21 protein-coding genes, 1 pseudogene and 1 riboswitch are annotated in these 21,664 nt (G+C 38.2%); of the genes and pseudogenes, 3 read left to right on the top strand and 19 right to left on the bottom strand.

The window, feature by feature from the left end:
• Positions 1–35: 35 nt before the first annotated feature.
• The 4 genes and pseudogenes from CJ483_RS00345 to CJ483_RS00330 form a co-directional block, all read right to left on the bottom strand.
• A complete protein-coding gene (locus tag CJ483_RS00345; RefSeq protein ID WP_120030895.1) occupies positions 36–743 on the bottom strand; it encodes an ankyrin repeat domain-containing protein in 708 nt (235 codons plus the stop codon).
• A 165-nt stretch (positions 744–908) separates the two neighbouring features.
• Positions 909–1,595: a response regulator transcription factor gene (locus CJ483_RS00340; protein WP_120030892.1), complete on the bottom strand. Its 687-nt coding sequence runs from the start codon at positions 1,593–1,595 to the stop codon at positions 909–911.
• Positions 1,592–3,039: pseudogene (locus tag CJ483_RS00335) on the bottom strand (sensor histidine kinase). The gene CJ483_RS00340 and the pseudogene CJ483_RS00335 overlap by 4 nt, the downstream one beginning before the upstream one ends.
• A gap of 769 nt (positions 3,040–3,808) precedes the next feature.
• Positions 3,809–4,189 carry a winged helix-turn-helix transcriptional regulator gene (locus CJ483_RS00330; protein WP_120030890.1) on the bottom strand — a complete coding sequence of 127 codons (381 nt, stop codon included), beginning with the start codon at positions 4,187–4,189 and terminating at the stop codon, positions 3,809–3,811.
• 281 nt (positions 4,190–4,470) lie between these two features.
• Here CJ483_RS00330 and CJ483_RS00325 point away from each other — a divergent pair, with 281 nt between their 5' ends.
• Positions 4,471–5,187 carry a 3-ketoacyl-ACP reductase gene (locus CJ483_RS00325; RefSeq protein ID WP_120030888.1) on the top strand — a complete coding sequence of 239 codons (717 nt, stop codon included), beginning with the start codon at positions 4,471–4,473 and terminating at the stop codon, positions 5,185–5,187.
• A 588-nt stretch (positions 5,188–5,775) separates the two neighbouring features.
• On the opposite strand, the gene CJ483_RS00320 is transcribed toward CJ483_RS00325, so the two are convergent.
• Both CJ483_RS00320 and CJ483_RS00315 read right to left on the bottom strand, forming a co-directional pair.
• Entirely contained in the window at positions 5,776–6,369 is a 594-nt protein-coding gene (locus CJ483_RS00320; RefSeq protein ID WP_120030886.1) for a TetR/AcrR family transcriptional regulator, read from the bottom strand.
• 334 nt (positions 6,370–6,703) lie between these two features.
• Positions 6,704–7,285, bottom strand: a complete 582-nt coding sequence (locus tag CJ483_RS00315) for an LOG family protein (RefSeq protein ID WP_120030884.1) — start codon at positions 7,283–7,285, stop codon at positions 6,704–6,706.
• A gap of 643 nt (positions 7,286–7,928) precedes the next feature.
• Here CJ483_RS00315 and CJ483_RS00310 point away from each other — a divergent pair.
• Positions 7,929–8,264 carry a helix-turn-helix domain-containing protein gene (locus tag CJ483_RS00310; RefSeq protein ID WP_120030882.1) on the top strand — a complete coding sequence of 112 codons (336 nt, stop codon included), beginning with the start codon at positions 7,929–7,931 and terminating at the stop codon, positions 8,262–8,264.
• 195 nt (positions 8,265–8,459) lie between these two features.
• Here CJ483_RS00310 and CJ483_RS00305 read toward each other — a convergent pair whose 3' ends face one another.
• The 12 genes from CJ483_RS00305 to CJ483_RS00250 form a co-directional block, all read right to left on the bottom strand.
• Positions 8,460–8,600: an anti-repressor SinI family protein gene (locus CJ483_RS00305; protein WP_120030880.1), complete on the bottom strand. Its 141-nt coding sequence runs from the start codon at positions 8,598–8,600 to the stop codon at positions 8,460–8,462.
• A gap of 19 nt (positions 8,601–8,619) precedes the next feature.
• A riboswitch (cyclic di-GMP riboswitch) is annotated at positions 8,620–8,705 on the bottom strand.
• 136 nt (positions 8,706–8,841) lie between these two features.
• Positions 8,842–9,576, bottom strand: a complete 735-nt coding sequence (locus CJ483_RS00300; protein ID WP_120030878.1) for a hypothetical protein — start codon at positions 9,574–9,576, stop codon at positions 8,842–8,844.
• Positions 9,576–9,824: a hypothetical protein gene (locus tag CJ483_RS00295; RefSeq protein WP_120030876.1), complete on the bottom strand. Its 249-nt coding sequence runs from the start codon at positions 9,822–9,824 to the stop codon at positions 9,576–9,578. The genes CJ483_RS00300 and CJ483_RS00295 overlap by 1 nt, the downstream gene beginning before the upstream one ends.
• A gap of 17 nt (positions 9,825–9,841) precedes the next feature.
• Complete coding sequence (locus tag CJ483_RS00290) at positions 9,842–11,218, bottom strand: sugar phosphate nucleotidyltransferase (protein ID WP_120030874.1); 1,377 nt, start codon at positions 11,216–11,218, stop codon at positions 9,842–9,844.
• A gap of 23 nt (positions 11,219–11,241) precedes the next feature.
• Entirely contained in the window at positions 11,242–12,435 is a 1,194-nt protein-coding gene (locus CJ483_RS00285; protein ID WP_120030872.1) for a glycosyltransferase, read from the bottom strand.
• Between the two features lie 15 nt (positions 12,436–12,450).
• Positions 12,451–13,839, bottom strand: a complete 1,389-nt coding sequence (locus tag CJ483_RS00280; protein WP_120030869.1) for a sugar transferase — start codon at positions 13,837–13,839, stop codon at positions 12,451–12,453.
• Between the two features lie 65 nt (positions 13,840–13,904).
• The gene (locus CJ483_RS00275; protein WP_120030867.1) at positions 13,905–14,957 is read right to left on the bottom strand and encodes a glycosyltransferase family 4 protein; all 1,053 of its coding nucleotides are present in this window, start codon (positions 14,955–14,957) and stop codon (positions 13,905–13,907) included.
• Complete coding sequence (locus CJ483_RS00270) at positions 14,932–16,209, bottom strand: O-antigen ligase family protein (RefSeq protein WP_120030865.1); 1,278 nt, start codon at positions 16,207–16,209, stop codon at positions 14,932–14,934. Before CJ483_RS00270 ends, CJ483_RS00275 begins: the two co-directional genes overlap by 26 nt.
• Positions 16,196–17,656, bottom strand: coding sequence for an oligosaccharide flippase family protein (locus CJ483_RS00265; protein ID WP_120030863.1), 1,461 nt, complete (start codon positions 17,654–17,656; stop codon positions 16,196–16,198). The genes CJ483_RS00270 and CJ483_RS00265 overlap by 14 nt, the downstream gene beginning before the upstream one ends.
• A 20-nt stretch (positions 17,657–17,676) precedes the next feature.
• The gene (locus CJ483_RS00260; protein ID WP_182916912.1) at positions 17,677–18,219 is read right to left on the bottom strand and encodes a CpsD/CapB family tyrosine-protein kinase; all 543 of its coding nucleotides are present in this window, start codon (positions 18,217–18,219) and stop codon (positions 17,677–17,679) included.
• A 28-nt stretch (positions 18,220–18,247) separates the two neighbouring features.
• Complete coding sequence (locus tag CJ483_RS00255; RefSeq protein WP_120030858.1) at positions 18,248–19,018, bottom strand: YveK family protein; 771 nt, start codon at positions 19,016–19,018, stop codon at positions 18,248–18,250.
• A gap of 21 nt (positions 19,019–19,039) precedes the next feature.
• Positions 19,040–19,969, bottom strand: a complete 930-nt coding sequence (locus tag CJ483_RS00250; protein WP_120030856.1) for an NAD-dependent epimerase/dehydratase family protein — start codon at positions 19,967–19,969, stop codon at positions 19,040–19,042.
• A gap of 250 nt (positions 19,970–20,219) precedes the next feature.
• Here CJ483_RS00250 and CJ483_RS00245 point away from each other — a divergent pair, with 250 nt between their 5' ends.
• Positions 20,220–20,462 carry a helix-turn-helix domain-containing protein gene (locus tag CJ483_RS00245; protein WP_120030854.1) on the top strand — a complete coding sequence of 81 codons (243 nt, stop codon included), beginning with the start codon at positions 20,220–20,222 and terminating at the stop codon, positions 20,460–20,462.
• Positions 20,463–20,604: 142 nt separating this feature from the next.
• Here the strand turns inward: CJ483_RS00245 and CJ483_RS00240 are convergent, their stop codons facing one another.
• Positions 20,605–21,498, bottom strand: coding sequence for a hypothetical protein (locus CJ483_RS00240; protein WP_406909510.1), 894 nt, complete (start codon positions 21,496–21,498; stop codon positions 20,605–20,607).
• Positions 21,499–21,664 lie beyond the last annotated feature (166 nt).

The raw sequence follows: 21,664 nt of genomic DNA, 5'->3' as shown, positions 1-21,664 counted from the left end.
ATCTGATTTCATTGGTAGAGCCTTTTACAATCCGGTTATTCTGCTCCTGCTTTTAACAAAATGCTCTCAATCTCTTTAAATCCATTCTTTCGTGCATGCTCTAATGGAGTCACATTATTTTTATCTGGAATATTCACATCCGCCCCATGATCGATGAGCAGTTGTATAGTTTGCTGTTGTTTTTTATCTCCATTATTCAACACAATAGCTTCCATTAATGCAGTCCAACCTAGATTGTTTACATGATTAACATCTATATCCGTTTTAGTAAGAAGTTCCTTGACTACATCCACATATCCATGCTCAGAGGCAGGGATTAAAGCAGTTCCTCCATACCGGTTTGTAATCGTTGGGTCAGCACCAGCTGCAATCGTAAGCTTTAGAATTTCAATATATCCCTCTGCACCCGCATATAAAAAAGGATTGTTGTTCATGTCGTCCTGTATATTGACATCCGCTCCCGCTTTAATCAAGACTTTAGCGGTTTCAACATCATTGTTATAAGTGGCTATCATTGTCGCAGTTCGTCCTTCTGAGTCCTGCAGATTAATATCGACACCTTTCTTGATCAATCTTCTTATGGCATCCGCTTCTTTGCGTTCTGCAGCTTGAATTAGTTGTTCATTCACATCTATTTCTCCTTTTATTTGTTTTTCCTGTTTCTTTGGATCTCCCTCATTATCAGAAATACATCCCTGAAGAATGAAAAAACATCCAATGACTATGGTTAGCCCCCTCCACATGAAAATTTCACCTACCTTTAGTGTGATTGCTTAAATAATGTTAAAGCTTAATTTTGAACTCCATCTAAATAATTTCTTAAAAAAAGATAAACTTTTTAAGAAAGTTTCTTAAAATTAATAAAAAAACCGTCACTTTTGTAACGGTTCCTAACATGCCCTATTTAATTAAACATTAAATCGATACCCGGCTCCCCAAACGGTTTCCAAGAATTTCGGGTGGGCAGGATCTCTTTCAATTTTCCCTCGTATTTTCTTGATATGAACGGTCACAGTTGAAACATCTGCTGCCGATTCTAATCCCCATATATTTTCATAAAGCTGTTCTTTGTTCAATACTTGATTTGGATGCATCACAAGAAATACAAGCAAATCGAATTCTTTTGTTGTGAAGGGAACACCTTCTCCGTTAATATGAACTCTACGCGCTGACTTATCAATCGATATTCCGTGAACGAAAATTGTATTTGAATGAGTTTGGTTCCCTGCTAAACGTTCATAGCGCGCTAAATGCGCTTTCACTCTAGCAACCAGCTCACTCGGACTAAAAGGCTTAGTAATATAATCATCTGCTCCTAAACCAAGACCTCGAATTTTATCGATATCTTCCTTTTTGGCGGATACAAACAAAATAGGGATGTTTTTTTCAACGCGTATTTGTTTGCATATTTCAAATCCGTTTAATCCTGGGAGCATAATATCTAGGATGATTAAATCATAGTTTCCTCTCAGTGCACGTTGAAGCCCTACATCACCAGCATGTTGAATATCGACATGGAAATCATTGATTTCTAAATAATCTCTTTGCAGTTCTGCAATGCTAATATCATCTTCAATAAGTAATATTTCCTTCACATTTGTTCACCTTTCTTTAGAGAGAAAAATAAAGTTGTACCTTTGCCTATCTCGCTTGTGGCCCAGATCTCCCCTCCATGCTCCACAATAATTTGTTTGGCAATCGCAAGTCCCAAACCGCTTCCGCCTGTCTGGGAATTTCTTGATTGTTCTGCACGGTAAAAACGTTCAAAAATATGTGGCAAAGCAGAAGGTTCTATACCTTGTCCATTATCTGTTACTTGTACAACTACATCCTCTAATCGTTCATTTAGCGCAATAGAAATGTTCTTTTGGTCCTTGTCCATATATTTCACACAATTGTTTATTAAGTTGGCTAATACTCGTTTTAATTTCTCTCTATCCACTATCACGTAGATCGGTTTATTCAAAAAGTGAAGGTCCATGTCAATTTTTTGTTGGTGTAAATCCAAATAGAGTTCTTCTACGTAGTCTGTCATATATCTATCCAGCTCGACGGTTTCAAAATTGAATGGTTCTTTTTTAAATCCAGCTTGGAAAATAAAAACAGCTCATCAATCAATGAATCCATGTCTATAGCTTTTGAATGCACAGTCGATAAATATTTCTCCATTTTCTCAGGGGTATTTGCTACACCATCTTTAATCCCCTCTACATATCCAATAATCGAAGTAATCGGTGTCTTCAAATCATGTGAAATATTGGAAAGAAGCTCTTTGCGGTTTTCCTCATACTGAAGCTGGAGGTTTATAGATTCTTTTAGTTTTATTCTCATTTTCTCAAATGCTCGATTTAATTGTCCAATTTCATCACTTGAAATCGCCTTTATTTCAAAATCTAAATCTCCTGACTTTATTCTTTCAGCACCTTCTTTAAGAATAGAAATAGGCTTAATAATACTTTGTGAAACCAAATAGTTCAACATACCAATGACTATGATAAGCAGCAATAGCAAAATGCCAGATAGGATGGGAAACAGCTCTCGAATGAGCTCAGCATAGGAACTTGCCTTCTTCAATACAAAAATGCTCCCTTTACTTTTATCCGGAAAATAAAAATCAAACTTTACATAAGTAAAAAAATAATCGTTGATTTTAATCGTATCTCGCGTATTGATGTTTGTTTCTTCAAAGCCGGGAAGGGATTGAACCAGGGCCTGTTTGTCTAGAGAAGGCGAAGCATACTCGACCTTTGTGCCCTTTCTAACAACCATCTCAATATCTTTCTTCTCCATTTTCTTAAGCTCCTTTTCCTTGAGGAGCTGTTCAGGATTATTTTTAGCAAACAGCTTTAAATCGAGAAACACACTTTCTTCTACTGTTGTCAGAGGTTTTTGTACATACGTTTTTTTGTAAAGATGCTCTATAGAGTTTACATCACCTGTTATGGCAAAAATGATTAAAAAACCAGCTGCCAAAAACAAAGTGATAGAAAAAAGGATCACCCCAACATAAGACAACAGAAACCTCATTTTAATTGACATTTCTTTCACTCGCTCTATTATAAATTTTTGACAGATCATTCCTATTCTTAGCATTCAAGATCCTTTTATAAGCCACACTATCCAAATTAAAGCAGCTCATTTTTTTAAGAAATTAACAGAACTATATCACATAAATCTTAAAACTTTCTAAAATATATATGAAATATTTCTAAACACCTTATAAGGGGTATCGCCAGGAAATTCACAGATACAACATCAAGGTAATTTCAATAGTAAAAGTCCACTTCCTCTGTAGTAAAATAGATAAATTGAGTTCTTTTTTGTTATTCCATTAAATGGCCTTTTAACGGAACAATTCATTATTTAGCCAAATGTTCCTTAACCAGCTTATCAATATCGATGCTCTTTTCCTTTTAACCATAAAAAAAGACCCCTTTAGACAAACCATATATGAAGGGGTGAAGCTGTAAAATGACAATAAAGTTATTTAATTTTAAAAGCCCAAACAAGGATAACCCCGTTCTAAATTTAGAACGGGGTTAAAAATATAATTGTTTAATTTTTGATGTAAGATACTTTACTACACTAAAAAATATAACAATAAAGTCGTTTAAAAGACTAAGTTTTATTCAACAATAGCGCCCGATTATGAAACAAGATAAAACTTCTTTCTCTTTCTGCTTTTTTAACATAAGTAAAGAATAAGTCCGAGATTTTTCATACAACAAAATATCCTTTTTATATTCAATATAACTTTTGCTAACAGCACAGGCAATTTAGATCATTGAAAATGATCCCGTTATTTTTCTTATGCAAAATCGTCGTTTTCTTCTTTAATTTGATCCATTCTCTTTTTTCCCCATTCATACATCATCTCAACAATTGGTAATAACGTCATCCCTAGTTCAGTCATTGAATATTCGACTTTCGGAGGAGTTTCCGGAAACACTTCTCTATGAACAATGCCATCTTCCATCAGTTCACGCAATTGGTTTGTTAATATCTTATGAGATATTTTCGGAAAAAGTCTTTGAAGTTCGCTGAAGCGATGTGGTCCTTCTACACCTAAATGCCACAAAATAACAACTTTCCATTTCCCACTAATAATCGATAAGGTAAGTTCTTTTTCACAATGATAATCATGATTTAATATTCTCTCTTTTATCTCTTCTCTTAATTTATCCGACATAGAGCTAACTCCCTTTCATATAAGTAAGTAACCTTTTGGTAACCTCCGCACAAAAAAGTGCATTCTTTACAATGTAGAAAACCGTAAGTAGAATGAAGTTAGTCTTAAAGACAAATCTTTATCTATTTTAGGCGGCAAACATTTATGAGTAAAACAGCACTATTAATTATATCACCAGAACAATTTTAACAAATTCACCTTACTTAATTATTAAAATGTTTTAGTTTAATACATTTTATTTCGTCTAAAATAAAACTATCTCATTTAAAGGAGCGAAAAACATGCAACCAATCGCAGGAAAAGTGGCGTTAATTACAGGAGCAGGGCGCGGAATAGGACGTGCAACAGCAGTAGCTTTTGCACAAGAAGGCATTCACGTAGGTCTTATTGGGCGTACGCTTGAAAATTTACAACAAGTAGCAGAGGAACTTAAACAGTATGATGTGAAGGTAGCAATCGCTGCGGCAAATGTAGCGGATTTAGACTCTATTACCACAGCGGTTGAATCAATTCGTGGCGAACTTGGTGCAATCGATATTTTAGTGAACAATGCCGGCATTTCAAAATTCGGTAACTTTATGGACTTAACGCCTGAAGAATGGACAAATATCATCGATGTCAACGTAAAAGGTGTATACTACACAACACGTGCAGTATTACCGGAAATGATGGAGCGAAACACAGGCGACATCATTAATATCTCATCAACAGCTGGTCAAAAAGGGGCACCCATTACAAGTGCATACTCGGCTTCAAAAGCTGCAGTTATCGGACTAAGTGAGTCATTAATGCTTGAAGTACGCAAGAAAAATATTCGTGTTACAACGTTAACGCCAAGTACGGTTGCAACAGATATGGCTGTTGAGCTAAACTTAACAGACGGCAATCCAGAAAAAGTGATGCAAGCGGAAGATTTAGCAGACTTAATGGTTGCACAGCTAAAACTTCATCCACGTGTTGTATTAAAACATGCTGGACTTTGGTCGACGAACCCTTAATGGAACCGCTTGAAATATCAAGGCGCTATCCGATGTATTTTGGATGGCGTTTTCTTTTTTAGAATAATAAGCTCTAATAGGGGTACTGCCAACCCACCTATCACATGAACGGCATCACGAGCATTGGTATTCATGACATTTGTGTAGTAAGAAGACAATTATAAAAAAGTATGTTTTTTGCAACCCATTACTCAATTAAATGACCCGGTTGTTGAATAAAATGCCTCGCACTTTTTAAACAACTTTATTTATACAAAATAACAAGTTTATAAATAAAATATAGGTAAGGTAATTCTTTACCTCCTCCCCCTCTAATTGGAAGAATAGAAAAAACTAAAGACTAAAACGAAGAAACTTATTGGACTAAATGTTCAGAAATAGTGGGTATATGAATGGGGAATGGATCGGAAGTTATATTGAAAAATAACCAGAGTCCAATTCCACAAAAAACCTCACAAACTCTTATCGAGCCGTGAGGATGAAAAAGCCTTTATGTAAGATACTTAACCTGAAATAGCCTGGGGATTCATCCCTCTCATTTGAACGATGTTTTTCCAGTTCTCTCGATTTTGCCTGGGGTTTTAGCTTTTAATTTGTATCATTGTTAACTGTAAGGCCCTCTAAAAAAATATCGATACCTTGTTCAAAATACTTTACTAATTCTTCTTTGTCTTCCCATCGAAGTGATAACTTTGCAAAAAGGCCTTCTAACATGGAGATATAAATCCAGGTTAATGCTTTTGCATCGGATACTTTGATTTGTTTCTTGTTAATCGCTTCTGTAAAGATAGAATGGATTAATTCATCATCTTTAGAATAGCATTTATTCAGTCTTTCACGATACTGTTCTCCTACTTCACCCCAATATGACTCTGGTATCAATTTAAAAATCGGGATATCAATTTGAGAATAAAACATTTCCCCATATTTTTTGAGTTTTTCAATAGGATCAGATATGGTTGATAAAGTGGAATGGATACTATTCAGCCATGGTTCGTATTCTTCTTCAATCATTTGAACAAACATTTCTTCTTTGCTCTTAAAATGCCAGTATATGCCACCCTTGCTTACACCAGAACACTTGACAATATCACTAATAGACGTGTTTACATAACCATTCTTACTAAAGCATTCAAGGGCAGCCTTAAGAATAGTCTGCCGTGTCTTCATATCCTTTTTCATGTTTTCCCTCTAATTTATTTCAGATTTAATAACCTGCTTCTGCTATCTAGACTACCACAGGTTGTTGTCGGTTACCGAAAAACTAGCAACTTTATACTAGAATCAATTTTATCCTTGCCTGTTATCGATTAATCGCCATTTCTCAGTCTAATCACCCATTAAACAGAGGGCTTTTTAACTAGCAGTCATCTCTGACAGCTGGCTGAGCAAGGATTCCTTGCGCTTTGTTGGTCAAACCCTTTTATAGCTAGTTATTAGGTTTTAAAAGCCTTCTAATGCCCTTTATGGGCTAAGTGACTACCCCTACAAACGATAGAATTTTCAACATTTTTAGTTAGCTTTGAGATTTTGTAATATAGGTTTTCACTGAAGGCGGCTGATATGTATTAAACTGATGAAGCAAACCCGCCGGATCAGTGTCTACAAGGGCCATAGAACGATATTTTTCCTGTAAAAACTGTTCTTCTGTCATATGATTGAACAAGGTGACAAGCGGGGTGTAATAATTATTGATATTCAAAAGGCCGCATGGTTTTTGATGTAGTCCTAACTGAGCCCATGTGAAAATTTCAAAGAATTCCTCTAATGTTCCTGGTCCGCCCGGTAAGGCAATAAATCCGTCCGCTAATTCGGCCATCTTAGCCTTTCTCTCATGCATGGATTCAACAACAATTAGCTGAGATAAGTGTTTATGAGAAATTTCTCTTTCATCAAGAAAACTTGGCATCACTCCAATGACATGACCGCCCGCTTCCAAAACAGCATCAGCTACCGCTCCCATTACTCCTACACTTGCGCCTCCGTATACAAGCTCGATTTGGCGCTTAGCAAGCTCTTTTCCTAAATTTTTTGCTCCTTCAATATAAAGATCAGAGGCTCCATTACTTGATCCACAAAATACAGCTAGTCTTTTCAATAGTGTTCCTCCTTACATTACCCAATGTTATTGATTATACATAACGATACACCTTTGGTAAACAATGGATGAGTCAATAAAAACGAGACGGTCTCTTATGTTAGCCGACAAGTCTATCCATCCTACTCTTTAAAATCGGAATAGGAGTTAAATTTTACTTGTTAATGTTGATTATTCCCTAGCTAATATATCTTATGAAAGGGAAGAATGTCACATTTTATCCTTACGAGGAAAAGTCTTAACCTGTGGCAAAGATAGGTCCAATTGATTGTACGAGCTAGAGAGCTACCAGCAAACTCTTTTTTAGTCATAAAGAAAAGCCCCTCACCTATGTGAGAAGCCATTCAAGCTATTTACTGCCGTTCTTCCCTTGACTGTCAAAAGGTTTCAGTCTGTTGACAAACACATCTTTTCACATATAAATGCTCCTTTACCGATGAACATCAGATAAGAAGATAGTACGTTGTGAAAACAATATGAGTGAGTCGCTTCTCTCATGTTTTTGTGTAATTTCAGCCCAGTCCTGCTGTAGCTGATCATAAATGCTCCATTACTTTTAATAAGGGCTTTGTTCTTTTAAGCGGTATCATGTTAAAATAAATCTGTATAATTCGGTTTTCAGCATATTTTAAGGGTGATCATAATGTCTATAGGGGAAAGAATCCGTGAGCTTAGAATGTCTAAAGGACTTTCGTTGACTGAATTGGCAAATAGAGCCGGAGTAGCAAAATCATACGTCTCTTCAGTGGAACGCCAAATACAATTAAATCCTTCTATTCAATTTCTGCATAAAGTTGCCGCGGTATTAAATGTGAGTGTAGAGAAATTAATAGACGAAGGTGACAATCCTATCGAAGAAATTGATACTGAATGGCTCGAACTGGCCAAAGAAGCAATGGAATCCGGGATCAGCAAAGAACAGTTTAAACAATTTCTTGAGTTTCAAAAATGGCAGAAGTCTAATAGTCCCGATAAATAAGTTCTCTTTTAACGGGGCTTTTTCACTTGCCTTCCTTTGACAAACAAGCAGAAAATTCAGAAATAATGATAGGCAATTGATCCCTCATGTCAAACTTCTTTCGTAATGCTGTAGTTTTTATTAGGGCTCTATTCAACTATTTTCTGCTTATTTAGATCTGACGCTTCACCGGAATGTCCCCCATTAGAGTCGTCTTCAGGCAAGGGTAAAACTTGTCCCTTTAAACCGGCCGCTTTTCAAAAAATCCCTCACTTCCTGAAGAGAGATTCCTAGCTCTTTTGCTTCTTTTATTAAAACAATCCATTCCCTGTCCACTGAGACTTGGTCTTCTTTCATAAGAAAATCCTCCTAGAATATCGGCAGCCCAGCCGTCATAGCTTATTTCCCCTTAGACCTGAAGCTTTGCGTCCTTATTTTTCAATAAGTTTGCCTTTTTCTATGATTTGATATTCGCCTTTGCAAGAAAAAGAAAAGTTTTATTCTACTTAAATTTTAGCACCTGGATTGAGTTGTTTGCATTAGTTTTAGTAAAACATTTTATCACTTCTTTCGACGGAATAAACAGACACTTTTTTTCTCAGTAACTATTTTTCTGACCACGATCGTTGATCCATTCATCTGCTATATTTAGATCTAATTGATTATTTTCTGTTTCAGCTGTAAGCACTACGAGCGGCGCAGAATGCCTGATACGCTGCACATCCCAAACCATGCCCTCAAATTTATTATATGAACCATCCGCCTTTATGAATTGCTCTGTATGTTCGGTCAGTTGTACTTGCAGCCCTGTAAAATAATTGCCTGAGCACTCATTTGGAATGCTGATTGAACCTACTAACCGGATGCCAAAAACACAATCATCCAATGACACATTTTCAAAACGATTGGCATTAATCCAACTGTAAGTCTCATCTTTAGGATTTTCGGCTTTTAGTTGAATGCCTGTTTGGAAGCCCACTATAGAAATATTTTCAAAATGAACAAAGCTAATGTTGTGCCACGGACCCTTAGCATAAAGAGAAAGACCCGTTCCTTTGTAACTTTCACTTTTGTTGATAATCGCCATGTTTTCAATACGGGTCCTATTTGTGGCATCGAAGCGGTCCGTGCCTTTTAAAAAAATAACTTCCGACTGAAAATCAGGATCTACGATTTGCACGGTTCCATTTATAATGACGGCATCCTTCTCAACGGTTATCACACGCTCATTTCCCTTAACCACCAATATAGAATTTTGGCCAAACTCCAGTTTCACGCCTTCTTTGACAGTAAAGCCTGACTGGACGACATACTTTTTGTTTGCTCTAAACATTACTTTTTCTTTTTGTATGTAACACAAAAATCAATGGCCTGTTGAATCGCCTTTGAATAATCGTCTGCTGTTCCTCTTTCATCTGTTGTAAAATCTTCTACTTCTACAACTTGTTCCCGGGATGCACGATTCGTCTGTTCAAGGTCGGGCTCTCCCCACCCCCGCAAACCTATCAGCAAATAGGAACTCACTGCTCCAAATAGAAAAATAATAGGCAGCCATCTAATGTGCATATTCTTCTTTAGCATCAATTTTGCCTTCTTATTCAACTTACTACTTTATTGCAATGCTGCACGACTTCATACCAGTCCATGTAAATGCGGCATATGTCCTCTTCTACTAAATTAGAACCTGATTGCACTTCGATAAATTCCAAATCTGTGATTGCCTTCAACCCATGTTCTGCTCCAACTGGAATATGAAGCACATCTCCCGCTTTCACAGAATAAATTAAGCCATTTAAAGCAAATTCTCCTTTTCCTTTAATAATTGTCCAGACTTCACTGCGAAAACGATGCTTTTGATAACTTAAATTCTTGGTAGCTTTTATGCAAACCCGCTTGGTTAATACCTCCGCTTCGTCCTCCACTTTCGTATAATCGAGCACGCGATACCAACCCCAGCGTCTCTCCTCATACATTGGCCGCTTCTGAATTCCATCAAGCAATGTCTTAACCCTCGGGCTTTTATTTTTATCCGATACGAGAATACCGTCGGGACTCGCTGCAATGATAAGATCCGTCACACCGACTACAGTAACTGGTATTCCCAGCTCATTAATCATATGAGTATTTGTGCAATCTTGACTAATTACTCCATCGCCCATTTGATTTGTGCACATTTCTTCTGTTAGTGTATTCCACGTTCCAAGATCTTTCCAATAACCGTTATAAGGAACCGTTACTATTTTTTTTGTTTTTTCAACGACTTCATAATCAAATGACTTTTTTGGCAGAAGCGAATACTGTTTGTATAACTCCTCGTAATGGATAGGCAAGCCCTTTTCTTCAAGGATAGATAAAATGTATTCAAGCTTAAATGCAAAAACTCCTGCGTTCCATAAAGCGTGCTGTTCTATTAAGCCAGCTGCTTGTAATGCAGACGGCTTTTCTTTAAAATGGCTTACTTCCATATAAGCCCGTTGATTGTCCTCAATTTTAGGTAAAATGTAACCATACTTTTCTGAAGGGAATGTCGGCTTTACACCTATTAAAGCAAGGTCTGCCTCAGAAGTTATCAATGTTTCTTCCAGCCGTTCCACTTCATGGAAAAAACGGTCCTCAACAAATGGATCAACGGGAAGTACACCAATTACTTCTTGTAAGCTAACCCCCTTTATGCAATACAAATATACAGCTGCTAAAGCAATAGCGGAAAATGTGTCTCTTCTCTCCGGTTCAGTAATAAGCGGCACATGCGAACCTAATTGACTTTGTATCATATCTACTTGAGATTTGCTTGTAGCAATCATGGTTGATTGCTGTAAACCCAAGTGGCCAAGCTGCCGCCATACTCTTTGCACCATCGACTCCATATGGCCGTCTTCATTAGCAAGCACCTGTAAAAATTGTTTTGATCTCGAATCGTTTGATAAGGGCCATAAGCGTTTTCCCGACCCACCGGATAATAAGATTAGCTGCATTCATCGTTCCCCCGTTCCGTTTTTTAATAGTTATCTGCTTTTGTATAAGTGGAAATCAATCGGTCCGTCACAACCTCCTCTGAAAAACGGTGGGCTACAAATTCTCTAGCCCGCCCGGCTAATTTGGCTGCCAGCTCTCTATTAATCAGCAACTGTTCAGTATGCTCTACAAATTCTTTATTCTGTTCACAGATCAGTGCTTCTTCATTGTGTGTGAAGCCAATGCCGGAATTTGTAATGTTGCTCATCACGATGGAACACCCTAAAGCAGCTGCCTCCAATATCTTATTTTGCTGCCCCGCTCCAAAGCGAAGAGGACAAACGTATACTGCCGCTTTCCATTGCCACGGTCTAATATCCTCTACAAATCCAGTAACCATTACACCGCTGATTTTGCTCAGTTTCTGTACATCTGCTGAAGGATAGGCTCCAACAAGCCAGCATTCCAAATCAGAAAATTTTTCTCTTAAAGGAAGGTAAATATCCTTCACAAGCCTCATGGCTGCATCGACATTTGGGGCATAATTCATTGTCCCTGTGAATACCAAGGCTTTCTTTTTATCCTCAATTGAATGGTTCAAGTGGAAGTAGGATAAATCAATATAATTAGGCACCACGTTCACTTGTTTGGCCCGCCTTGAATGAAGAAATTCTTTGTCAGCCGGGGAAGTAATAATGGTTTTTACACCTTGATCTCTTATAAAGCTTTCATATTTTTTCATCCGGCCCAACTCCCCTTTAACCGCTAATTTCTCAAGCGGGTTCTTCGCCCAATGGTATCGCCTTTCTAGATTAAGACTGATGGCATCTATGTAATCCACTACCATTGTTGAATTGGGAATATTCAATGAAGAAAAATTATGGAGAACTTTCGATTGAATATGGATGACGTCATAGTGAACCTGGCTTGTAATGCTTGTAAGGAAAGCTTTCAATACCGGAAAAGAATGGAGCGACACACTTAAGGGATAGCCTTTCAGAAGAAAGCTTCTAATGATTGAAAGAGTCTTATTTTTCACTTTCATTTTCTGTTTCTCTTTGCCGCTTCCTTCTATCAAAGAAGAAGCACAGCACCAATGTGCCTCGTCTTTCTCCTGGAATAAAAAGTGAACTGTATGGCCTTTCTTCACCAGGCTTTTCATTTGTTGAAAAGCTCTAACCTGATCTCCTTTTCCCGGAACCTTTGGCATTCGATGGGTAATGAATAAGATCTTCATGCTATATATTCTCCTTTACTGGCCGGCAGCCTGATTTTGACTGAGCAGCTGCAATAATCTCTTTTTCTTCTGAGAGTTTGTTTCTACTACTCCTTCAGCTTTGTTTTTCTGGAAGATAACCCAGATGGTTTGGAATAAAATTTTGATGTCATTTCCAAAGGAATAATGGCGAATATACATTAAATCAAACCGTAGCTTATCTTCAGGAGCAGTCGTATAATTGGCCATGACTTGTGCCAGCCCGGTCAATCCAGGCTTCACAGTCATTCTATTTGAATATTCAGGCAAATATTGCTGGAATTGATCGTAAAAAAACTTTCTTTCCGGACGCGGCCCCACCAGGCTCATTTCCCCTTTAAGCACGTTGTATAATTGAGGCAATTCATCGAGCCGTGTAGCCCGAATCAATCTGCCAATCGCTGTGATTCGGGGATCACGTTCTGTTGCCAATACGGGACCGGTATCTTTTTCTGCATTTTGGACCATGCTCCTAAACTTATAAATTTGATAGGGCTTTCCATTCCTTCCAAGCCGTTCCTGCTTAAACAAAGCAGGTCCTTTTGATGTAAGCGGGATAAGCACCCACAAACAAATAGTCACCGGACTAACAGCTACAAGAAGGATAGCTGCTACCACAAAATCGAAAGTCCGTTTCACTGCACGTCTCGCTCCACTAAGCTTTGTAGGAGGAATAGACAGGACTAACATATCATCCACTTGCTGATGAACTGACCCGTGAATAAATATTTCAAAGAGCTGGGGTACAACCAACACTTCTTTCTCTTGCTTGGCGCAGAGATTAATCAGCTCACTTCTTTGCTTTCCATTGATGGAATCACTGATTAATACGACGTCGATCTCTTTCAAACAATCTGTTAATTTGTCTTTTTCTTTTAAGGTGACAAGTTTACTGACAATAAACCATCCTTTGTGATGGGAAAGTAGTTTATCAGCTAAAGATAAGCCGTTTTTTTCATCTTCTGCGATGATTAACAACCGTTTTCTTCCGTGAACCATTCTTATTACCTGCCAAATAATAAGACGGCTCAATAGAATTGAAACAGCGTGTATCAACGAAGCAGTTAAAATCAATTGTGTGGAAAACGTTGCCATCGGATAAACAATATTAGCGATGGTTATTAAGACCGCTACTATTCCGAGTGATAATAAAATCGTGCAAGCCATCTGCTGAAAGCTTTTTCTTTGCCAATCCATATAAAAACCAAATAAATAAAAAATAATAAAGGCTATGGCTGAAACCCAAGGAGCTGCCTGCACATAATGAAAAGGAACAGCCGACTCATTCGACAGCCAGTAGACAGTTAGATAACCTAAATGGATGAATGAAATATCCAATACAGCAAGAGACATTTTGCCAATCCGCCCTTCACTCCCCCTGCTCATTCCAACCCCTCTTTCTATCTGTAATTTTGTTCTTTATAAAGAACATCCAAACAATAAAACTCCTTTTATTTTTCATTTAAATACTCTTTCATGGTAGAGCTGACCATTTTTTCTAAAGAAAAATTCTTCTGTACCCATTCACGAGCACGCCTAGCTATTCCTACTCTTAACTGCTGATTTTCTTTGAGTGACACGATATGTTCACAAAAACTTTCTGCTGAATAGTCCGGTACAAGATAACCAAGCTCAGAGCTGATAATAGCTTCTTTAATTCCGCCTGTGTTCACTGAAACTATCGGTGTTCCGACAGCCATTCCTTCGAGAACAACCAATGGAAACACTTCACGATGAGAGGTTAAAACGAGTACATCCATCTCTTTAATAAAATTCTCCGGATCTTTCACTTCCCCCCTCATATGCACATGGCGAGTAAGGCCCCACTCTTCAATCATTTGGCTGATTCTTACATATTCCGGCCCCTCTCCACCTATATAAAATTGTATATCCGGATCATTTTTCAACTTTCTCGCAATTTCCAGAAATAATGTATGGTTTTTCTCCGGAGACAGCCTTGCCAAAATCCCAACTTTAAATCCGTTCTTTCTTTCTTTTTGATGATACGTGAATTGGCTTAAATCTACTCCATTGTAGATCGTTGTTATCTTGCTTGGCTGGATACCAAGCTGCAAAAGATTCTCCTGCTCATAGCCGCTCACTGTAATAATTTTTGTTATATGCCTGTTTAACAGCTGAGCAAAGAGCGGACGAAGATTTTTTTCCATCATTGTCACGTTATGCTTGGTATAAACGATCTTTATTCCCTTTTTAATTAACCTCTTCATTGCTATAGCATAAAGGGCCATTCTTAAACTATTTGCATGAATAATGTCAATATCATGTTCCAGCACTTTTCTTTTAATGGTCAACAGATTAAGAAGATGATTGCTGCGAGACAGAGGCGTAAAATGCTCTTTATTACTGATTTTCCCGAATAGTTCCCCCTTGCCTGCCGCTGTATAAAAGACCAGTTTTGGATGGTTCAATTGGTTCTCCAATTTACAAAAGTAATGTTCGGCTCCGCCTGTTATTAGCTTATCTGTCATTAACAGCACATTCATTTCCATAGACCTCCTTGGCAGTGAGTTGACGATCCTTCACTTTCTGCTGCTTTGTAAGCCGCACCCTTTCTTCCTTTCGCAAAACGGTTGAAAGAACAGCAAGATATAGAAGAAATACTTCATTAATAATCAAAGAAAGAGACATGATCTGCAGTAAAAATGCTACAAAACATAAAAGCAAATATAAATGCTCTCTCCTTAAATGGCGATTCATGAGTTGAATGAACACCAAAAGAAGAAATAGAAAGTATAAAGAAAACCCTATTAGACCCGATTCCGATAATATTTGCAAAAAGGTATTGTGCGTGTATAAACTCTCTCCATAATGCGCTTTGTTATATTCAATAAAATTATCGGCCCCTATTCCAACAACAGGATGTTCAAGAAAGTAGTTCCACGCCCGACTCCACAATTCAAAGCGCCCGCTTCCCCCATCACTTGAAAAGTCTTCTATTCTTTTTCCGATCAGCCCCACAATATTAATCTTCATGACAACTACGGCTATGTAACCTGCCGCGATAGAAATGATGCCCAATGTACCGAGTGTCCGCCATCTTGCAGCAGAATGGCTGATTGCTGTGTAAAGCAAAATAATCAGGAGCATAGATAATATGCCGCCTCTTGAAAAGGTTAAGACCGTCGTGAGCATGCAGAGAGCAAACCCCGCTTTATTTCTCCAGCTAGTCATATTGCTCAGAAAGTATGTAAAGAAAATCATATTATAAAAAACATACAGATTCGGATCTTCTAGCAAGCCGATCAGTCGCGGATAGCTTCTGTCCATAAGGAGCCCGTAACTGGAAATCATCTCTTCCGATACTTGGAATCCCACTTTTTTTAATCCTATGGCATATAACAGAAGACTTACCATATTAAACAATAAACCTGACTTGGCAATGGCCTCTTGTATTGCATTAATTGAATATTTCTCTAAAACGAACCTTAAAATGAAATAACAGCTGATCAGTAAGAAAATTCCTGCCATAATACGAATACTGGCAAAAGGATAAGCGGAAAAAATGCCGGTAAAACTGTAGAATAAATAGAATAATAACAGCATGATTTCGAAAGCATGCATTTTCTGAAAAGAGAAAACAGAAAAATGAAAAAGTAAATATACACATAAAAAGACCATGTAAGGCTTTAAAGCAAAGCCAATATATAGGTTATATTTACTTAACATAAAGAAAAAAAGCAGTAAAAACAGACTGGCGTGACGCTGCTTTTGATTAGTAGACTTAAGAAATCCCATCTTTTATCCCTCGCTTTACCGCCTCTTCGCTCTGGTCTTTACGAATAATCTTCATTAATTTGCGCATTAAGCCCCGATCAACTGCTATGATCACTAGAAGGGATAACAAGTGAAGAACAGCAGCAAGCATAGGAGAAGCCGAAAAGAAAGAACTCGTAACTGCAAAAAAAGCAAGAAAGAACAATAAATAAGGAAGCAATACTTTAACCGCTAAAGCTTTTCTGTCCGGATTCAAGAGCCAATAGCCTGCTAAAGACAGCAGCTCGACAGCGACCCCTGCAAAAGCAGCGCCTTCCACTCCATATTGATGGCTAAAAGCCATATAAAAATAAATCCCTCCGACAAGAGACAGCGCCTGGACAGTTGTTCGCCGAGACTGCAAAGCTTTCGTCGTTAATCCATCAGCCAACGCTATATTGACGCTTTGCAAGACAAGCAGAAAAGACAATATTTGCAAAGCTTTCGCAGCGAATAACCACTCTTCCCCAAACAATGTGCCAATGATGATTTCCGGTATGTAAAATAAAGAAATCGTCATCGCCATACCTAGCAGTGCCATCATTTTTAGCTGCAACATATTTAACTGCAAATGCTCGATCTTTCCTTTGCTGTTATAGCTTTTAAATAACGCCGGATAAAATGCGCCCGCCAATACCCCTGGAATTTGATATAAAGCCGAAGGAATCCGGTAAGCAACAGCAAAAAATCCCACCTGCTTGAGCGTTAATGTTTTCTCCAGCACAACTGGCCCTAGCTGTGGAAGGAGGACAATTAATAAACCACTTATCATGAAGGACAGCACATTCTTCAACATCCCTTTATGAAAAGCATAGTGAAACCGGATCGCCGTCCGCTTTCCGATCAGGTAAATTCCTATCACTCCTGCTAATAAATAAGATAAACCATACAAAAAACAAATGGCGTATGGGTGCAACGACAAGGTTATGCCTGCCAAAATAGAAGTGACGAGCAGCACGGCTGAACAAATACGGATTACTCCTAAATATTGCATCTCTTCCGTAAGTTGAAAATAGGTGATGCTAATGCTCTGTAAAGCTAAACCTATCACCATGGGCACGATCAAGAAATACATCGTTTTCATTAACTCTGGCTGCCCTTGATACAACAGTTGAATCAGACCGAAGCCGCCCGCAAATGTAATTCCCAATAACACAGCTCTGATTTTGATAAAGGAAGAAAGAACAGCTGGGAGGCTAATCCCTTTCTTTGCCCCTTCGCGAAGCACTGCTACGCTGATCCCAGCATCTGTACAGTAACCCATAATTAGTGAGTATGCTAAGGCGATGCTGAACATTCCATAACTGTGAGAATTCAAATAGTTTGCTAAAATGACAAGTGTAACAGCGTTCAACCCACTCGAAAAAGCGGTACTATAAAATAAGTGAAATACATTTTTACCAATGGAGTTTTTTTTTCTGCTATCCATTCATCATCACCTGCATAACTTCAACTTGTTTGATAAATTGCCCCTAAAAGGTTATTGTTTGTTCTTTCCAGTATCTTTTTCACTTGCAAAGCATTGGCTTCTTTTGTTCGATTTTCTTGAATGACAAGAAGCACACCATCGCAGGCAGATGAAAGGATTTGAGAGTCAGCTGCATCCAAAAACGCCGGTGTATCTAGGACAATGACGTCGTAGCAGCGCTGCCAAACAGTTATTAACTGCTCTATTCTCTCTAAGCTTTCAAGATGGATGGAGAAAGATCCAGCAGAAAGTATATCTAGATTTTGAACAATTCCTTCCATGACCTTTCCTTTTTCTCCCCTTAATAAATTGCTCAAACCCGAAGCATTTCGGAAACCAAACAACTGGTGAATCACTGGCTTTCTGAAATTCACGTCAACCAGCAGCACTTTTTTCCCTGCTTCTGCAAACGAACTGGCCAGCTTTGAAGAAATAAACGGCTGCCTTCTATTTTCTTCTGGAGAGGTCACCATTAAAACTAGATTTTCATGTTTAACCGCATGTTGAATATTCATTTTCATCATTCGGATCTGCTCTGTACTCAACCACTTGTCAGGAGATGGAAGTCGCCTGATCCACCTGTTTTTCCTTCTCTTTAGCAACCAATTGCCTCCTCTCTGGATCATATTCTTCGTAAGGGCGTTTTTCTTTGCTGCTTTTCCGGAATTCTATCTTGCTATCAAACTTCCCTAACAGCGGCATGCCAAGTAAATTCTCCACGTCGTCTTCTTTTTTCACTGAGTCATCCAATTGCTCACGAATAACAGCTAGACCAATCCCCGATAATAGTCCAGTTATAAGGGCAATCGCCAGGGCTGCTACTTCATTATTTTTCTTGATAATCCCATCGTTTTTTTCCAAAATTTTCACTTGGTTGAACTTGAGAAGCGTGTTCATTTTCTCAAGTGATATGACTGCTGTAGTTTTGGCAATATTTCGTGCCAGTTTTTCATCCCGGTCTTTTACCGTTATAGTAACGATTTGAGAATCTTTATTGTTTTCAATAAACAGCTTTTCCTCTAATGAGGTTCCTCTCAAATCAAGCTCTTCTTTTACTGCGCTTAAAACAATCGGACTTTTTATAAAGTCCACAGAGGACGCTAGCATTTGTGGAATTTTTTGTGTTTCCTCATAAGAATTTTCTGTATTTGTATTTTGCAGATTACCAATCAAAATATATTCACTTGCTTCATACGTCGGTTCAAAAATATAAAAGACAGCCCAACCAGTGACTACTACTACGATCACTGCAGTTACACTGATCAAAATCATTCTTTTCTTGATTAAATTTAAAAACCCCTTTATAGTCATATCCTCCTGCATAACAGCTTCTCCTTCCTTCCGTCAGCTCTGTATGACCATCTCTTTCTGGTAATAATAAATCGTTTCTTTTAACCCTTCTGCCAATGAATAAGCCGGCTTCCACCCAAGCACAGTTTCTGCTTTTTTATTTGTTAAACAACTCGCCTTAATATCTCCTGTCCGTTCTTCACTAAAAATAAGAGAAGAAACATTCCCAGCGATTTCATTCATTTCTTTTACCATATCTAATACTGATGTTTGCTTTCCTGTGCTGATGTTGATAATCTCATTTTCACCATGAGTGAGCGCAGCGACATTGGCTTTGGCCACGTCTTTAACAAAAATAAAATCTCTCGTCTGGTTTCCGTCTCCGAGCACAGTCAGCGGCTGGCTGTTTAAAAGTTTTTCAATAAAAATAGAGATCACTCCTGCCTCTCCATTGGCACTCTGTCTCATGCCATATACATTGGCATAACGCAAAATCGTATACGTTAATCCATGCAGCTCTGAAAACAACCTTATGTAGGCCTCCGCATGCTTTTTTGATAATCCATAAAAAGAGAGGGGATTCACCTGATGGCGTTCATCAACCGGCAAGTAATCAGGATTGCCGTATAAAGCAGCAGTGGAAGAAAAAATCACTTTTTTTACGCCATACTTTACGCACGTTTCAAGCATATTCACAGTACCAACAATATTTTCTTCAATATCGTTGAGCGGCTCTAGAAAAGACTTAGCAACTGAGACCTGTGCAGCTAAATGAATGACACAGTCTGGCTGAAAATCCGAGTAAAATTCCTCTAATTCTTTTTTTCTAACGTCTCCTTCATAAAATACAGCTGCTGCAGGGACTTGCTCTCTCTTCCCAGAGGAAAGATTGTCAACCACTGCTACTTGGTGATCTTGCGCCAGTAATTCCTCTGTAATATGTGAACCAATAAATCCAGCTCCGCCTGTAACTAACACTCTCATTCTCTTCTTCCTCTCCCATCGATAGATAATAAACCTTTAATTGGGATATCTGACTATCTTTTCACCCGTTTGTTCTTTTTAGAGAACAACCTTGATGTGAGTATACCATGTGCCTCCGCAATAAATAATAGGTAATTAGACCTGTTTATTCTTTATAAAGAACATTTTTTTAATTTTAGGCGAAAAAATAACCTAAAAATATTCAATTATGCGTTATAATGAACAAAAACCAAAAAAGGAGAATTCTAACATGATAGGTAGGCGTATTAAACAATTGCGTGAGGAAAAAGGATATTCACTGACAAAACTTGCTAATGAAGCTCATATTTCAAAATCCTATTTATCAACGTTGGAGAGTAAAGCCATGACCAATCCGTCCCTGCGCATTCTTTCCCAAATTGCCTTGGCTCTTGAAACCACTCTAGATGATTTAATTGCATCTGAACCGCTTCGGAGAAAAAAGCAACCAGCCCTCAGTAGAAAAGGCTGTTAATACAGACAGTTAGCTAGCTGGAAAATTGATGAAACGACATAAAAAGAAGGAAACTACATTCCTTCTTTCTAGTTTCCTTATCATCTCATGACGTTCTTATATTTTTCTGATCAGCTTCTTACACTGACGACCCACTTGCTCTTTATCTGCCAATTTTATTATTTGTGCCATTATCGCTAATCCGGTTTAGCGGGATCGACGGGATAAGAATATCCGTTGCGTCTGATGCGGCAGTCAAGTCTATAATCGGATTTTTATGGGGAATAGAGGCTAAATCCCACACCATTCCTTCAAGTCTATTATACTGTCCAGTAATTCTTGCAATCTTTTGGGTAGCTGTTGAAGGCTGTATTTGCAAATTTGTCCATTGGTTGCCACTGCACTCATTAGGGACGGTTAATCCGCTCTCCATGTGGATCATGGTCACACAATCATCCAATGAGGCATTGGTAAACCGGTTAGCATTTACCCAGGCCATGCCCGTTGCCGGCTTTTGCGCTTTCAATTTCATACCAGTAGCCATGCCCGCTATTTTCACATTTTCAAAATTAACATAAGAAATTTCATGTCCACTGCCGCCTGAAAATAAGGATATTCCTGTTCCTTTATGGCTACCCGACCAGTTAATTACATTTAATTCTTCAATTTTAGTCCGATTCCAGACATTATAATATTTGTGTTTACCATCTAAACGAATCACGTCCGAATTAAAAGCTGCATCGTCAATAGCAATGTATGCTCCTGTAAGCACGGCGTTTCTCTCCAACTCTATTACTGGAAAGTTTCCATAAACGACGAAGGTTGTTCCATGCCCAAATTCCAGTCTTACTCCTTCTCTAACGATTATAGGAGCAGTGATGTTGTAAGACTTATCTGCAAGCAGGACAGTTTTTGTATTGTTTTGCCTGGCAAATTCAATCGCATTTTGTATTTGCAAGGAGTGGTTAGCTCCTTTAAAATCTTCCGAATATATTTTCTCTATTTGCACCAATTTCGTTCCTCCATCCTTTTTCAGGACTAAACACTGTCTGTCTATTTATTTTATTTCATCCGGTCTATATTGGTGCACTTTACAAGCTATTTTCGTTGCCCTTTGTAGCTAACAGAAGGCTTGTTCCCAATGAGCTGCTTATTTTAATTGGCAAATCATTGCTGTATCTACAAGGACAAGATATAACATGAATTCATCTCCCTTTGCTTTT

The organism is Bacillus sp. PK3_68 (assembly GCF_003600835.1).
Lineage (GTDB): Bacteria > Bacillota > Bacilli > Bacillales > Domibacillaceae > Pseudobacillus.
This window is presented reverse-complemented; position numbering and strand designations above follow the sequence as displayed.

What these genes read in the sequence shown, in the direction of transcription:
- CJ483_RS00260 (WP_182916912.1), bottom strand. Translation starts at nt 18,219, where the DNA reads ATGATGAAAATGAATATTCAACATGCGGTTAAACATGAAAATCTAGTT.
- CJ483_RS00250 (WP_120030856.1), bottom strand. Translation starts at nt 19,969, where the DNA reads ATGAGAGTGTTAGTTACAGGCGGAGCTGGATTTATTGGTTCACATATT.
- CJ483_RS00290 (WP_120030874.1), bottom strand. Translation starts at nt 11,218, where the DNA reads ATGCAGCTAATCTTATTATCCGGTGGGTCGGGAAAACGCTTATGGCCC.
- CJ483_RS00285 (WP_120030872.1), bottom strand. Translation starts at nt 12,435, where the DNA reads ATGAAGATCTTATTCATTACCCATCGAATGCCAAAGGTTCCGGGAAAA.
- CJ483_RS00300 (WP_120030878.1), bottom strand. Translation starts at nt 9,576, where the DNA reads ATGTTTAGAGCAAACAAAAAGTATGTCGTCCAGTCAGGCTTTACTGTC.
- CJ483_RS00345 (WP_120030895.1), bottom strand. Translation starts at nt 743, where the DNA reads ATGTGGAGGGGGCTAACCATAGTCATTGGATGTTTTTTCATTCTTCAG.
- CJ483_RS00310 (WP_120030882.1), top strand. Translation starts at nt 7,929, where the DNA reads ATGTCTATAGGGGAAAGAATCCGTGAGCTTAGAATGTCTAAAGGACTT.
- CJ483_RS00265 (WP_120030863.1), bottom strand. Translation starts at nt 17,656, where the DNA reads ATGGATAGCAGAAAAAAAAACTCCATTGGTAAAAATGTATTTCACTTA.
- CJ483_RS00325 (WP_120030888.1), top strand. Translation starts at nt 4,471, where the DNA reads ATGCAACCAATCGCAGGAAAAGTGGCGTTAATTACAGGAGCAGGGCGC.
- CJ483_RS00280 (WP_120030869.1), bottom strand. Translation starts at nt 13,839, where the DNA reads ATGAGCAGGGGGAGTGAAGGGCGGATTGGCAAAATGTCTCTTGCTGTA.
- CJ483_RS00255 (WP_120030858.1), bottom strand. Translation starts at nt 19,018, where the DNA reads ATGCAGGAGGATATGACTATAAAGGGGTTTTTAAATTTAATCAAGAAA.
- CJ483_RS00245 (WP_120030854.1), top strand. Translation starts at nt 20,220, where the DNA reads ATGATAGGTAGGCGTATTAAACAATTGCGTGAGGAAAAAGGATATTCA.
- CJ483_RS00270 (WP_120030865.1), bottom strand. Translation starts at nt 16,209, where the DNA reads ATGGGATTTCTTAAGTCTACTAATCAAAAGCAGCGTCACGCCAGTCTG.
- CJ483_RS00320 (WP_120030886.1), bottom strand. Translation starts at nt 6,369, where the DNA reads ATGAAAAAGGATATGAAGACACGGCAGACTATTCTTAAGGCTGCCCTT.
- CJ483_RS00305 (WP_120030880.1), bottom strand. Translation starts at nt 8,600, where the DNA reads ATGAAAGAAGACCAAGTCTCAGTGGACAGGGAATGGATTGTTTTAATA.
- CJ483_RS00330 (WP_120030890.1), bottom strand. Translation starts at nt 4,189, where the DNA reads ATGTCGGATAAATTAAGAGAAGAGATAAAAGAGAGAATATTAAATCAT.
- CJ483_RS00275 (WP_120030867.1), bottom strand. Translation starts at nt 14,957, where the DNA reads ATGAATGTGCTGTTAATGACAGATAAGCTAATAACAGGCGGAGCCGAA.
- CJ483_RS00295 (WP_120030876.1), bottom strand. Translation starts at nt 9,824, where the DNA reads ATGCTAAAGAAGAATATGCACATTAGATGGCTGCCTATTATTTTTCTA.